We start from the raw sequence: 13,226 nt of genomic DNA, 5'->3' as shown, positions 1-13,226 counted from the left end.
GGGTTGCTTGCGAGGCCTGACGCAACCTATCCCCGCGCCACCATCCACCATTCCAGCAGGTGCCGCGCCACCGCCGTATGCGTGGGCGCCCCGAACGGGGCATCGGGCCGGCCTTCCAGCGCGGCGGTCACTTCGGCGCGGGTGAACCAGCGCGCGTCTTCCAGTTCGGCATGGTCGATCGCGATCGCCGGATCGTCGGCCAGGGCGTGGCAGGCGATCATCAGCGACGAGGGATAGGGCCAGGGCTGGCTGGCGACATAGCGCACGTCGCGCACGCGCACGCCTGCTTCTTCCAGCACCTCGCGGGCAACGGCCTCTTCCACGGTTTCCCCCGGTTCCACGAACCCGGCCAGCGCGGAATAGCGCCCGGCGGGGAAGCGCGGCTGGCGCCCCAGCAGAAGCCGACCATCGTGTTCGACCAGCATGATCGTGACCGGATCGACACGCGGAAAATGCTCCGCCCCGCAAGCGGCATTGGTGCAAGATCGCTGCCACCCGCCCTTGGCCGCGCGCGTGGCATGGCCGCAGCGCGCGCAGAACCGGTGGCGGGCATGCCAATCGACCAGGCTGCGCGCGCCGCCATAGATCGCCAGGTCTGCTGCCGGCATGGCATCGAGCATGGCGCGCAAGTTTGGCGCGGCGGGCGCCGTGCTGCCGCCCAGGGCAGGCGCGACCGCGGCAAAGCAGCCGTGGCCCTGCGGATCAAGGCCCAGGAACACGAGATCGGCCCCCTCTGGCGCGGCCGCAAGCGGCGCCCAGACCAGCCCGCCCTCGGCCGAAAATTCCGGTGACAGGCCATCGAGCACCAGCAGGCGCGCGCCGGCCGCGGCCTGCACCGCCGCCAGCCGCGCCGGATCGGTGCGCACGGCATCGGCCCGGTCGAGCGGATTGCCGGCATAGGCAATCGGCGGCAAGGCCTTGTGCAAGCCGGCGGTCAGCGTGGCAGTATCGGTCATGCGGCAACCTTGTGTTGGGCGAGCAGCCGCGCGCGCACGTCGCTGCGCACGGCCTGGGGAAAGGCATCGCTGAACGGATAGGCGGTGCTGGGCATGTATTGGGTGAAGAACCCGGCGCGCACCCCGCCCACCTTGCTGATGAACGCGATCGTGCCGGCCGCGCCCGACCAGCCATAAGTGCCGGCCGATTCGCCCAGCCCCACGCGGCCGCCGGCCCCGAAACCATGCCCGGCAATCCAGGTGCCCGCCGTGCTGGCGGTGGCCGGCAGCAGGTTGCTGGTGCCCAGGTCCACCGCGCGCTGGCTCATCACCCGCTTGCCGGCAAAGACCCCGCCGCCCAGCAGCATGGCCAGGAAGCGGTCATAATCGCGTGGACTACTGATCATCCCGGCCCCGCCAAAGGGGAAAGCCGGCGGATCGAGATAGACCGAGTTGGCGGCCACATCGATCGGCAGCAGGCGGCCGTTGGCGACGGCATAATTGGTGGTGAACCGCGCCACGTCGGCCTGCGCCAGGCGGAAGCCGGTGCTGGCCATGCCCAGCGGATCGAACAGCCGCGCTTGCAGGAACGAAGCAAAATCCTGGCCCGAGGCCAGCTCGATGATCCGCCCCATCAGATCGAGGCCGACCGAATAGGACCAGCGCGTGCCGGGTTGATAGACCAGCGGCAGCTTGGCGAGATTGTCGGCAAAGGCGGCCAGGCTGGGTGCGGGATGCGATTCGCCAAAGCCGGGCACGGGCACGCGGCTCACGGCATAGGGGGTGATGCCCGCTGCGGCATAAGCCTCGCGGATCGGGCCGGTCTGCACGATGGTATAGCCCAGGCCAGCCGTGTGGGTCAGCAGGTTGCGCACGGTGATCGGCGCCGTGGCCGGCACCACCTTGTCCACCGGGCCAGCCGGATCGACCAGCACATTCATGTGCGCAAAGCCCGGCAGGAAATCGGCAATCGGTTGGTCAAGCTTGAGCTTGCCCTCGTCGATCAGCATCATCGCGGCCATGCCGGTGATCGGCTTGGTCATCGAATAGACGCGGAACAGGCTGTTCTCGTCCAGGGCGCGTGCGTCACCGCGCGTGCCCACGCCCCGCGCCACCACTTCGGGGGCGCCCTGCCCCCAGCCCAGCGTGGCCACGGCACCCACGAGCTTGCCAGAGCCGACGTAGTCATCAAGCAAGGCAGACAGGGCGGGCAAGCGCGGATCGGTGGGCGCGGCATGGGCCCAGCGCCGCAGCAGCAGGCCGCCGCCCAGCATGCCTGCCCCACCCAACAGAGCGCGGCGGCTGAGCGCCGGGGTTCGCGGAAGTGTCATTCCATCGTGCATCTGGCCATCGTGCATCGCGAGCAAACCCTTTCTTCAAACCTCTTGCGCACCGGCCAGCGCCAGCCGCGCCGCCTTGGCAAAAACCGTTGGCAACCCGGCATTTTCCATGTCGGCGCGGGGCCACCAATGAGCGCCGGGGATATTAGCGGCAGAACCGCCTTCGCCCACCATCAATTGCAGATCGAGATCGAAATGGGTGAAACCGTGGCGCACCACCCCCGCCGATCGCCACGTGCCATCCTGCGGCGGCTGGCCATGGCCATCGGCCCGCGCGCTCCAGCCATCGTCGGGCAGTGCGCGCATGCCGCCCAGCATGCCCTTGTCCGGCCGCGTCACGACCAGCACTTGTACCGCGCCGTCCGGGCCGGTCCGTTCGATCCAGAACGCGCGGCCCTGGCGCTGCGGCTTGGCTTTCTTGGCCGCCTTGACCGGCAGCGTTTCGGCCCGGCCCTCGCGCTCGGCGCGGCACGCGCCACGCAAGGGGCACAGCAGGCAGCGCGGCGCCTTCACGGTGCAGATCGTGGCGCCCAGGTCCATCATCGCCTGGGCAAAATCGCCGGCACGGGCAGCGGGCGTGATCGTATCGGTGGCGGCGCGAATCGCCGGGCGTGCAGCGGGCAGCGGCGTATCGATGGCAAAGAGCCGCGCCACCACGCGCTCCACATTGGCATCGACCACCACCGCGCGCCGATCGAACGCGATCGCGGCCACCGCTGCGGCGGTATAGGCCCCCAGGCCCGGCAGGGCGCGCAATCCATCTTCGCTATCGGGAAAGGCGCCCAGTTGCGCCACGGCGCGGGCGCAGGCCAGCAGATTGCGCGCACGGGCATAATAGCCAAGCCCCGCCCAGGCAGCCATGACCGTCGCGTCGTCTGCCGCGGCCAGATCGTGCACCGTGGGCCAGGTGCGGGTGAATTTCTCGAAATAAGGGCCGACGGCGGCCACCGTGGTTTGTTGCAGCATCACTTCGGACAGCCACACCCGATAGGGATCGGGCGCGGGCGTTCCGGGATGGCTGCGCCAGGGCAGGCGCCGGGCATTGGCATCGTACCAGCCCAGTAGCGCAGGTGCCACGCCATCGCCGGTTTCCGTGTTGCGGGCGGGGAAATCGTCAGGATGGCCACTGGCTTGCATGGCGCCGCTATGGCATGGCAGGCGCCAAGATGGAAAGCGATCCGCCAAAATCACGTCCTGCCCGAAAGGCCGCCCCCAAGGCCGCAGCCAGCAAGCCTGCGCCCAAGGCGTTCGAGCGCAAGCGCGGCGGCGATGCGCGCCAGATTGCCGACCTGATGCCCGCCATCGGGCGTACCGCATTCCGCCGCTTCGGCTTCGTGCAAAGCTCGGTCGTCACCCGCTGGCCCGAAATCGTCGGCACCGCGCATGCCCGCCACTGCATGCCCGAATCGATCCGTTTTGCGCCGGGCGAAAAATCTGACGGCATCCTGCAACTGGTGGTGACGCCGGCCCATGCCCCGCTGATCCAGCACGTCGTGCCCGAGATCATGGAGCGGGTGAACCGCTTCTTCGGCTATCGCGCCGTGGCCAAGGTGAAACTGCGTCAAGGCGTGGTTCAGGCGCCGCGCCCGACAGGCCCTGCGCCGCTGGCGCCGCCCTCACTCAAGCCGGTACCGATGGACTTGGGTGACAGCCTGCGCGCCATCGGCGATCCGGAATTGCGCGCGGTGCTCGAATCGCTGGCCCGCTCTCTGGGTGAAGCCAGCGCCAGACAAGACACGGACAACAGGGACAATCGGAAGTGACCATCAAACTTCGTTCCGCTGCCAGGGCGCTGGCCCTTTCGCTTGCCGCTGCCCTTGGCATGTTCGCCACGAACCCGGCCCTGGCTGCCCCGCCGAAAAAGGCGCCGGCCGCCCCGGCCGGCCGCAACTGGAACCAGACCGTGGTGCGCACGCCACGTGACAGCTTCGTGCTGGGCAATCCCAATGCCCCGGTCAAGCTGGTGGAATACATCAGCTATACCTGCCCGCACTGCGCCCATTTCACCCAAGAAGCCGATGGCCAGCTGCGCCTGGGCTTCATCGCGCCCGGCAAAGGTTCGATCGAAGTGCGCAACTTCGTGCGCGACCCGATCGACCTGACGGTGGCCCTGCTCACCCATTGCGTGGCGCCGGCCCAGTTCTGGCAGACGCACCTCATGTTCCTGACGCGTCAGGAAGACTGGATCGGCCTGGAAATGACCGCCAGCCAGGCCCAGCGCCAGCGCTGGATAACCGGCCCGCTGGCCAGCCGCACCCGCGCCATTGCCAGCGATTTCAAGTTCTATGACATGATGGCTTCGCGCGGGGTGAGCCGCATCACCGCCGATCGTTGCCTGGCTGACGAAGCCCTGGCCAATCGCCTGGCCGCCGGCACCAAGGAAGCGGCCGACAAGGACTATGTTGAAGGCACGCCTGCCTTCATGATCAATGGTTTGCCGCTGGCCGGCACAGCCAGCTGGGCCGCGCTCAAGCCGCAGCTCGAAGCCCGCATGAACTGATCGGCCACCCACCGGTTTACTGCCCCATCACACGGGAACCACGCGATGAAATTTGCCAATACCCGCCTTGCGCTGCTGGCTCTGCCGCTCACCCTGGGTCTTGCTGCCTGCAGCAAGAAGGACGATGCCGCAGGCCCTTCGACCGAAACCGCCGCCGCCCTGCCCACCGTGGCCGCGCCCGCCGGCAAGGCGTGGAGCGACGTGGTCAGCAAGACCGCCGAAGGCGGCTATGTCATGGGCAACCCCGATGCGCCGATCAAGCTGATCGAATTCGGCTCGCTCACCTGCCCGCACTGCGCCGAGTTCGAGGAAAAGGGCTTTCCCAAGCTGCGCGACACCTATGTCAACAGCGGCCGGGTAAGCCTGGAATTCCGCAATTTCGTGCGCGATCCGTTCGACACCACGATGGCCATGCTGACCCACTGCGGCGCGCCGGAAAGCTTCTTTGCGCTGACCCAGCAGGTCTATGCCAACCAGAAGGACATCTTTGAAAAGCTGCAGCCCGCTGCCAAGGAAATCCAGGGCATGAACCTGCCGCCGGCCAAGATGTTCGGCGTGATGGCCGACAAGGGCGGCCTGATCGATTTCTTCGGCGCGCGCGGCATTTCGCGCGACCAGGCCAACGCGTGCCTTGCCAACAGCAAGACCGCCGAAGCGCTGGCCAGCGACACCCAGACCGCGGGTGACAAGTACACCATCACCGGCACGCCCACGTTCATCGTCAATGGCAAGAACGTGGACGTGGCCACCTGGGAACAGCTGGAACCGATCCTGCAGCGCGCCGGCGCGCGCTGATCCTGCGCCGGCGGGGGCTGGTCGTGCAGGGATTGGGGGACCGGGGGCAATGCATTTCCAGCGGCTGAAACTGGCCGGCTTCAAAAGTTTCGTCGAGCCGGCCGAACTGCGCATCGAACCGGGGCTGACCGGCGTGGTCGGCCCCAACGGCTGCGGCAAGTCCAACCTGCTCGAAGCGCTGCGCTGGGTCATGGGCGAGGCTTCGGCCAAGGCCATGCGCGGCGCCGGGATGGACGACGTGATCTTTGCCGGCAGCGCCAGCCGCCCCGCCCGCGCCTTTGCCGAAGTGGCCCTGACCGCCCAAACCGACGCGGACGACCAGTGGGGCGGCGAACTGGAAGTGGTGCGCCGGATCGAGCGCGGCGCCGGTTCGGCCTATCGCGTCAACGGCCGCGACGTGCGCGCCAAGGACGTGGCCTTGATCTTTGCCGATGCCGCCACCGGTGCGCACAGCCCGGCGCTGGTCAGCCAGGGGCGCATCGCCGCCGTGATCGCCGCCAAGCCGGCCGAGCGGCGGATGATGCTGGAAGAGGCGGCGGGCATCGCCGGCCTCCACGTGCGCCGCCGCGACGCCGAGCAGAAGCTGCGCGCGACCGAGGCGAACCTCGCCCGGCTGGAAGACCTGATGGCCGGGCTGGACGGGCAGATCGCCACGCTGCGCCGCCAGGCCCGCTCGGCCGAACGCTACAAGGCCGTGACCGAGCGCATTCGCGTGGCCGAAGCGCGGCTGGTCTTTGCCCGCTGGCGCGATGCCGCCGCTGCCGCCCAGGCCGCGCGCGACGAAGCGGCCCGCGCCGAAGCGGCCGTGGCCGGCGCCCAGGCCGCCACCGTCACCGCCCAGGGCGCGCAGCACGGCGCCGCCACGGCGCTTGCCGCCACGCGCGAGGAACTGTTCGACCGGCGCCAGGACGCTTCTGCCCACGGGCAGCGCATGGCCGCCCTTTCCGCCCAGTTGGAAGCGGCCGAGCAGCGCGTGGCCGACATCGACCGGCAGTTGCGCTCCATTGCCGAAGACCGCGCCCAAGCCGACCAGCTTACCGCGCAGGCGGCCCAGGCCCTGTCCCGCCTGGAAAGCGACCTGGCAGCCGCGCAAGCCACGCTTTTGGCCGACGAGGCGCGCCGGCCGCTGCTGGCCGCCGCGCTGGACGATGCCGAGCGCGGCGCGCGCGTTGCCGAATTGGCCCAGGCCCAGGCGCAAGCCGAACAGGCCGGGGTGGAAGCCGATTGGCGCGTGGCCCAGGCCGCGCTGGCTGCCGCGCAGGCGGCCCTTGCCAGGCTTGAAGCCGAAGCGCAGCGCCTTGCCACCCAGCAGGCAGCGCTGGCGAGCGAACCCGATCCCGCCCTGGCCTTGGCCGAGGCGGAGCGGCGGCGCACGGAAGCGGCCGCCACTCTCGCCAGCCAGCGTGCCCGCCGCGAGGAATTGACCGCTACGCGCGAAAGCCTGACCCAGGCACGCGATGCTGCCGCCAATGCCCTGGCCACGGCGCGGGCCGAACTGGCGGGTGTGGCGCGCGAGGCCGAGGCCCTGGCCCGCGACAAGGCCGCCCGCGCCAAGGCCGCAGCCGCACGGGGGCGCGGGCCGGCGGCGCTTTCCGGCTGCCGCGTGGCGCCAGGCTGGGAACGCGCCCTGGCCGCCGTGCTGGGCCGCGATGCCATGGCGCCACTGGGCCCGGCCCCGCAAGCGGGCGAAGGGCGCTTCTGGACCGGGGCCAACGCGCCCGAACCACTGCCCGATGCGCTGTTGCACCATGTGCCGACCTATCCGCCCGAACTGGCTGCCCGGCTGGCGCTGGTGCGCGCGGTGGACGCCGACGAGGGCCAGCCGCTGGGTCCGGGCGAATGGCTGGTCACGCGTGGGGGGCACTTGCGCCGCTGGGACGGCTTTGTCGCGCGTGGCGAAGGCGCGGCAGAGGCCGCCGCGCTGGAGGCGGACAACCGCCTCGCCGAACTCGAAGCGCGCCGCCCCGCGCTGGAAGCGGCGGTGCAGGACGCACAGGCCAGCCACGATGCCGCGCGCGACGGGCTGTCCCAGGTCCAGGCGGAATGGAGCGGAGTGGAGCGCGCCATTGGCCAGGCCGCCGAAGCCGAGCGCAGCGCCCTACGCGCGCTGGACCAGGCCGAAGCTGCCCGCGCCCAGCGCGACGCACGCGCGGCCGATCTCACCCGCCAGGAGACCATGCTGGCGCAGCAGATCCAGGCTGCGCAGGCCGAAGCGGAGGCGGCGCAGGCCCGCCACGCTGCCCTGCCCGATCCGGCCGCCGGGCGCGCCACGGTCGATGCCGCACGCGCCACGCACCAAACCGCGCACGCCAGCCTGCAACAGGCGATGGCCGCCCATGCCGCGTTGGAACAGGGTCTTGCCGTGGGACACGAGCGGCTGGGTGGCATGAAGGCCGACGTGCGCAACTGGCAGGCCCGCGCTGGCGATGCCGCCAAGCGGCTGGCGCAGATGGCGGGCCGGGCAGACGAGCTGGCCACCGAACGCACGATCGCTGCGGCCAAGCCTGCGGGCCTGATCGCCGAGATCGAACAGGGCGAAACGATCCGCGACCGCCTTGCCCGCGAACTCGCCGCGGCAGAGGCTGCGCTGGCCAAGGCCGAGAGCTTAGGCAAGGCGGCCGATACGGCCCTGGCCCAGGCCAACGAAGCGCTCGCCCTTGCGCGTGAAGCACGTGCCACGGCCAGTGCCAAGGCCACCCATGAAGACCAGCGCCGCCAGGAAATGGCCGGCATTTCCGGCGAACGCTTTCAGTGCCCGCCCCCACTGCTGCCCGAACGCTTTGCCTTTGCCGGCGCCGAAGTGGGCGAAGCGAGTGCCGAAAGCGCCGCGCACGAGCGCCTCGTGGCCGAGCGCGAGCGTATTGGCCCGGTCAACCTGGTGGCCGCCGATGAATTGGCCCAGGCCGAAGCCCGCCAGGCCGAAAGCCTGGCCGAGCAGGCGGAACTGGCCGAAGCAGTCAATCGCCTGCGCGGCTCTATCGGCAATCTCAACCGCGAAGGCCGCGAACGCCTGCGCGCCGCGTTCGAAGCGGTGGATGGCCATTTCCGCCGCCTGTTCACCCGCCTGTTCGGCGGCGGGGAAGCCCATCTGGCGCTGGTGGACAGCGATGACCCGTTGGAAGCTGGGTTGGAAATCATGGCCCAGCCGCCGGGCAAGCGGTTGCAATCGCTGACCCTGCTTTCGGGGGGCGAACAGGCGCTCACCGCCGTCGCGCTGATCTTCGGCCTGTTCCTGACGAACCCGGCGCCGATCTGCGTGCTGGACGAAGTGGATGCCCCGCTCGACGATGCCAACATCGAACGCTTCTGCGACCTGCTCGATGCCATGGTGGCAGAAACCCAGACGCGCTACCTGATCGTGACGCACAACGCGGTGACCATGAGCCGGATGCACCGCCTGTTCGGGGTAACCATGGTGGAACGCGGCGTCTCACGCTTGGTCAGCGTGGACCTGGGCGGGGCGGAAGACTTGCTCGCCAGCGCGGTTTGAGGCGCGGAGGATCAACAACGCGGGCGCGCGCCGTCATGGTCGCGCGCGCGGGCGCGTGGCATCAGGGCAGGATGGATGCCGCACGCCGTTTTCGCCCCGCATTTGCGATCGCCGCCCTCGCTTTGATCGGGGCAGCCCCCGCCCCGGCGTTCAATCCCCCGCCCTTCGCGCACTGGATCGACGGCACCACGGCGAGCGAGCCGCAAACCCAGGTCCAGGCGATCGACGCCGATACCTTCGTCATCCGCCAATCTGTGAAGACCAATTTCGAAGCGCCGTTCCTTTATCTGCTGTTCGGTCACAAGGGCGCCCTGCTGATCGATACCGGTGCCGGCGGGCTTGCCGTGCGGCCGACGGTGGAAAAGGTCATCGCGCAATGGCGCCAGGCCCATGGCGGCCGCCCACTGCACCTGACCGTGGCCCATTCGCACAGCCATGGCGACCACCACGCCGGTGACAGCGAATTCGCCGGCCGGCCCGATACCACCGTGGTCGGCCTCGCCCCGACCGACGTGGCCAGCGCGTTCCACGTCGCCGATTGGCCCAACGGCATCGGCACGCTGGACCTGGGCGGCCGCGTGCTGCGCGCCATTCCCACGCCCGGGCACCAATCGGCGCATGTCATGATCTATGACCCGCGCACCCGCCTGCTGTTTTCCGGGGACATGCTCTATCCTGGCCGGCTCTATGTGCCGGAAAACCACTTCGCCGAATTCCGCGCCAGTGCCCACCGCCTGGCCACCTTCGCGCAAACGCATCCGATCCGCGCCCTGCTGGGCGCCCATATCGAGATGACCACCACGCCGGGCCTGGATTATCCGAACGAAGCACCCACGCATCCGGCCGAACACGGCCTGGCCCTATCCCCGGCCGCGATTGCCGAACTCGTGAAGGTGGTGGACGGCATGGGCGACACGCCGGTCAAGGTCGTGCAGGCCGATTTCATCGTTTTCCCGGTGGAGCCGCGGCCGAACTGATTGCGGCACGCGGGTCGTGACATGCCCTACCCCGCGCTCCCCACCACCAGGCACGCCAGCGCCATCAGAAACCCTGCCGTCCGGTTCGACCGGAACCGCGCCAGGGCATTGTCGCCATCGTCAACCTCCAGGCTCAAGGCCTGCCAGCCAAGGTGCAGCGCCACCGGCAAGAGGGCGAGCAGGGCCAGCGGATCGGGCCTGACCAGCCACAACGCCAGCGCCCAGAGTGCCACGGCGGCGGCGTAAAACGCGGTGACGCCGGGCTTCACCTTGTTGCCGAGCGCCCGCGCGCTGGAGCGGATGCCGACCATCGCGTCGTCCTCGCGGTCTTGCAGCGCGTAGATCGTGTCATAGCCGATGCACCAGCACATCGCGCCGGCATAGAGCGCGGCCAGGGCGCCCAGGCCGGTGTCGCTCACCGCCACCCAGCCGGTGGGCGCGCCCCAGGTGAAGACCAGGCCGAGCCAGGCCTGCGGCCACCAGGTGATCCGCTTCATGAACGGATAGGCGGCAACCAGCGCCAGACTGCCCAGCGCCACGATCTGCGCCTGCCAGCGCAATTGCAGCAACACGACAAGGCCGACGGCGGCCAGCAGGCCAAGCCAGGCCCAGGCCGCTTTCTTGCGCACGCGGCCGCTGGCCACCGGGCGTTGCGCGGTGCGCGCCACTTGCGCGTCGAGATCAGCGTCGACGATGTCGTTGTAGACGCAGCCTGCCCCGCGCATGGCGATAGAACCCAGCAGCATCCACGCCACCAGGTGCCATTGCCGCGCGCCGCCGGCCAGGAACACGCCCCAGGCACAAGGCCAGAACAGCAGCCACCAGCCGATCGGCCGGTCCAGCCGGGCCAGCAACGCATAATCGCGCAAGGGTTGCGGCAGGCGCGCGACAAGGCCGCGATGCTCGCTGTCGGGGACGATCTGGTCGGTTGCGGTGGTCATGCCCACCGGTTCCTGCGCCGCTTTGAGCTTGGCTGCAAGGGGATGGGCCCGCAAGGGGACAGATTGCCCGAAGCCGCCCGCCTGCCTATGAACCTGCCGATGACCGATCACTTGCCCGCCACCCCCGCCTGGCCACCGCGTTCCGCCCCCCGCCTGTTCGTGCCGCAACGGCTGGAGGAAGGCGCCAGCGTGCTGCTGGAAGGCGGGCAGGCACACTATCTGGGCAAAGTGATGCGCGCGGGCGCCGGCGATGCCGTGGTGCTGTGCGACAACCAGACCGGCGAATGGCTGGCCCGCGTGGCGCACGCCGGCAAGCGCGATCTGGTGCTGGCGGTGGAGCGGCAGATGCGCCCGCTGGAAGCCGTGCCGGACTTGTGGCTGTGCCCGGCCCTGCTGAAGAAGCAGGCGTTCGACTGGGTGCTGGAAAAGGCCACCGAACTGGGTGCGGCGCAGATCCGTCCCGTGATCACCCGCCGCTGCGTGGCGGACAAGCTCAATGCCGAACGCGCCACCACGATCGTGACCGAGGCGGCCGAGCAATGCGCACGCACCGCCCTGCCCGCGCTGGCCGATCCGGTGAAGCTGGAGGCCCTGCTGCGCGATTGGCCCGAAGACCGCGCGCTGTTCTTTGCCGATGAGCAGGGCGGCGACCCGGCCGCAGCAGCCTTTGCCGCGCACAATGGCCCGGCGGCGCTGCTGATCGGGCCAGAGGGCGGTTTTGACGAAGCCGAGCGCGCGCTCGTCCGCGCGCATCCCGCCGCCCGCGCCATCACGCTGGGGCCGCGCATCCTGCGGGGCGAAACCGCCGCGCTCGCCGGTCTTGCATTGTGGATGGGAGTTGCCGGGGATTGGGGGCGGTAGGCCCCATTGTCGTCACCCCGGGCTCAGCCCCGGGGTGATGACACGGATAGGCTCAAAGGCGCTCGGCGTGCCAGCGCAAGTGGTCTTCCATGAAGGTGGAAATGAAGTTGTAGCTGTGGTCATAGCCCGGCTGCAGGCGCAGCGTGAGGTCGACTCCCGCCGCCTCGCACGCGCTGACGAAGAGTTCGGGGCGCAGCTGTTCGGCCAGGAAGCCATCGGCATCCCCCTGGTCGACCAGGATCGCGCCGGCCGGACGCTTGCCGTCTTCCACCAGCGCGGTGGCATCGTGCGCACGCCACGCAGCGCGGTCTTCGCCCAGGTACCCGCCCAGCGCCTTGTGCCCCCAGGGCACCTGGCCCGGCGCCACGATCGGCGCAAAGGCGGAAAGCGACTTGAACGTTTCGGGATAGGTCAGCCCCAGGGTGAGCGCGCCATGGCCACCCATCGAATGGCCCGTGATCCCCATGCGATCGAGGTCCACCGGGAAATGCGCTCCCAGCAAGGCGGGCAGTTCCTGCGACACATAGTCCCACATGCGATAGTGCGCCGCATAGGGTTCTTGCGTGGCGTTGACATAGAAGCCAGCGCCCAGGCCGAAATCATAGGCGCCGGCCGGATCGTCGGGCACGTTTTCGCCGCGGGGCGAGGTATCGGGCGCCACGAAGACCAGGCCCAGTTCGGCGCAAAGCCGGCGATACTCGCCCTTGTCCGTCACATTGGCGTGGGTGCAGGTGAGCCCGGAAAGATAGAGCAGCACGGGCAGCTTGGACCCCTGCTGCGCCTGGGGCGGCACGAAGACCGAAAAGGTCATCGGCGTGGCCGTGGCAGTAGAGGCATGCTTGTACACCCCCAGCACGCCGCCGTGGGCCCGGCTGGTCGAAACGGTTTCCAACGTCATTGCACCTGTCCATAGTTGTGCAGTGCGCAGATCTTGTGGCCATCAGGATCGCGCAAGTAAGCCAGATAATAGGGGCTGCCCTGGCGTGGCCCCGGCGGATCTTCGCACGGCGTGCCGCCATGCTCCAGGCCGGCCGCATGCCAGGCATCGGCCTGTTCGGGCGTCATGGCAAAGCCCACGGTAAAGCCGTTGGCGCACGTGGCGGGTTCGCCGTTGATCGGCAACGTCAGGATGAAGATGCCGCCGTTGTGCACATAGATCAGCCGCCCCTTCTTGCGATCGACGATGCCCTCGGGCCCGCCGAACGTGGCAAAAGTGGCATCGTAGAATGTCTTGGCACGATCGATATCGTTCGTGCCGATCATCAGGTGGCTGAACATTGGCTTTCGTCTCCCCGGTTGCGGCATGCCGTTGCCGCGCGTTGCGGGGTGTGCCCGGCAGCGGCCCTGCCGGTCAAGTGCCCGCGTGGACCGATCGTGGCGGGGGCGT

The 13,226-nt window shown here is 69.4% G+C and carries 12 protein-coding genes; 6 read left to right on the top strand and 6 right to left on the bottom strand.

What is annotated here, in order from left to right:
* Positions 1-26: 26 nt before the first annotated feature.
* The 3 genes from nudC to FHW94_RS02670 are packed head-to-tail and all read right to left on the bottom strand — an operon-like array spanning position 27 to position 3,412.
* Positions 27-956: an NAD(+) diphosphatase gene (nudC, locus tag FHW94_RS02680; protein WP_168554226.1), complete on the bottom strand. Its 930-nt coding sequence runs from the start codon at positions 954-956 to the stop codon at positions 27-29.
* On the bottom strand, positions 953-2,266 hold the full coding sequence (locus FHW94_RS02675) for a serine hydrolase domain-containing protein (protein WP_168554225.1): 1,314 nt from the start codon (positions 2,264-2,266) through the stop codon (positions 953-955). The genes nudC and FHW94_RS02675 overlap by 4 nt, the downstream gene beginning before the upstream one ends.
* A gap of 45 nt (positions 2,267-2,311) precedes the next feature.
* Positions 2,312-3,412 carry an A/G-specific adenine glycosylase gene (locus FHW94_RS02670; RefSeq protein WP_168554224.1) on the bottom strand — a complete coding sequence of 367 codons (1,101 nt, stop codon included), beginning with the start codon at positions 3,410-3,412 and terminating at the stop codon, positions 2,312-2,314.
* 14 nt (positions 3,413-3,426) lie between these two features.
* On the opposite strand from FHW94_RS02670, the gene FHW94_RS02665 reads away from it, so the two are divergent.
* From FHW94_RS02665 to FHW94_RS02645, 5 genes are all read left to right on the top strand, one after another.
* Positions 3,427-4,038 (top strand): DUF721 domain-containing protein, encoded by a 612-nt coding sequence (locus FHW94_RS02665; RefSeq protein WP_179504259.1) that lies wholly within the window; start codon positions 3,427-3,429, stop codon positions 4,036-4,038.
* On the top strand, positions 4,035-4,775 hold the full coding sequence (locus FHW94_RS02660) for a thioredoxin domain-containing protein (protein WP_168554223.1): 741 nt from the start codon (positions 4,035-4,037) through the stop codon (positions 4,773-4,775). Before FHW94_RS02665 ends, FHW94_RS02660 begins: the two co-directional genes overlap by 4 nt.
* Before the next feature lie 45 nt (positions 4,776-4,820).
* On the top strand, positions 4,821-5,570 hold the full coding sequence (locus FHW94_RS02655; protein ID WP_168554222.1) for a thioredoxin domain-containing protein: 750 nt from the start codon (positions 4,821-4,823) through the stop codon (positions 5,568-5,570).
* A 49-nt stretch (positions 5,571-5,619) separates the two neighbouring features.
* Complete coding sequence (locus FHW94_RS02650; RefSeq protein ID WP_168554221.1) at positions 5,620-9,060, top strand: AAA family ATPase; 3,441 nt, start codon at positions 5,620-5,622, stop codon at positions 9,058-9,060.
* Positions 9,061-9,182: 122 nt separating this feature from the next.
* Positions 9,183-10,037 (top strand): MBL fold metallo-hydrolase, encoded by an 855-nt coding sequence (locus tag FHW94_RS02645; protein WP_349237423.1) that lies wholly within the window; start codon positions 9,183-9,185, stop codon positions 10,035-10,037.
* Between the two features lie 26 nt (positions 10,038-10,063).
* Here FHW94_RS02645 and ubiA read toward each other — a convergent pair whose 3' ends face one another.
* A complete protein-coding gene (ubiA, locus tag FHW94_RS02640; RefSeq protein ID WP_168554219.1) occupies positions 10,064-10,978 on the bottom strand; it encodes a 4-hydroxybenzoate octaprenyltransferase in 915 nt (304 codons plus the stop codon).
* 111 nt (positions 10,979-11,089) lie between these two features.
* On the opposite strand from ubiA, the gene FHW94_RS02635 reads away from it, so the two are divergent.
* Positions 11,090-11,839 (top strand): 16S rRNA (uracil(1498)-N(3))-methyltransferase, encoded by a 750-nt coding sequence (locus FHW94_RS02635; protein WP_210425523.1) that lies wholly within the window; start codon positions 11,090-11,092, stop codon positions 11,837-11,839.
* 52 nt (positions 11,840-11,891) lie between these two features.
* Here the strand turns inward: FHW94_RS02635 and fghA are convergent, their stop codons facing one another.
* Both fghA and FHW94_RS02625 read right to left on the bottom strand, forming a co-directional pair.
* A complete protein-coding gene (fghA, locus tag FHW94_RS02630; RefSeq protein ID WP_210425445.1) occupies positions 11,892-12,737 on the bottom strand; it encodes an S-formylglutathione hydrolase in 846 nt (281 codons plus the stop codon).
* The gene (locus FHW94_RS02625) at positions 12,734-13,117 is read right to left on the bottom strand and encodes a VOC family protein (protein WP_168554218.1); all 384 of its coding nucleotides are present in this window, start codon (positions 13,115-13,117) and stop codon (positions 12,734-12,736) included. The genes fghA and FHW94_RS02625 overlap by 4 nt, the downstream gene beginning before the upstream one ends.
* Positions 13,118-13,226: the final 109 nt, after the last annotated feature.

Source organism: Novosphingobium sp. SG720 (assembly GCF_012275365.1).
Lineage (GTDB): Bacteria > Pseudomonadota > Alphaproteobacteria > Sphingomonadales > Sphingomonadaceae > Novosphingobium > Novosphingobium rhizosphaerae.
Note: the sequence above shows the minus strand (reverse complement) of the source record. Positions and strands in the feature narration are given on the sequence as shown.

Bases quoted from the DNA above. Each gene is read 5' to 3' on its own strand.
- ubiA (WP_168554219.1), bottom strand. From the start codon at position 10,978: ATGACCACCGCAACCGACCAGATCGTCCCCGACAGCGAGCATCGCGGC.
- FHW94_RS02670 (WP_168554224.1), bottom strand. From the start codon at position 3,412: ATGCAAGCCAGTGGCCATCCTGACGATTTCCCCGCCCGCAACACGGAA.
- FHW94_RS02625 (WP_168554218.1), bottom strand. From the start codon at position 13,117: ATGTTCAGCCACCTGATGATCGGCACGAACGATATCGATCGTGCCAAG.
- FHW94_RS02650 (WP_168554221.1), top strand. From the start codon at position 5,620: ATGCATTTCCAGCGGCTGAAACTGGCCGGCTTCAAAAGTTTCGTCGAG.
- nudC (WP_168554226.1), bottom strand. From the start codon at position 956: ATGACCGATACTGCCACGCTGACCGCCGGCTTGCACAAGGCCTTGCCG.
- fghA (WP_210425445.1), bottom strand. From the start codon at position 12,737: ATGACGTTGGAAACCGTTTCGACCAGCCGGGCCCACGGCGGCGTGCTG.
- FHW94_RS02665 (WP_179504259.1), top strand. From the start codon at position 3,427: ATGGCAGGCGCCAAGATGGAAAGCGATCCGCCAAAATCACGTCCTGCC.
- FHW94_RS02675 (WP_168554225.1), bottom strand. From the start codon at position 2,266: ATGACACTTCCGCGAACCCCGGCGCTCAGCCGCCGCGCTCTGTTGGGT.
- FHW94_RS02655 (WP_168554222.1), top strand. From the start codon at position 4,821: ATGAAATTTGCCAATACCCGCCTTGCGCTGCTGGCTCTGCCGCTCACC.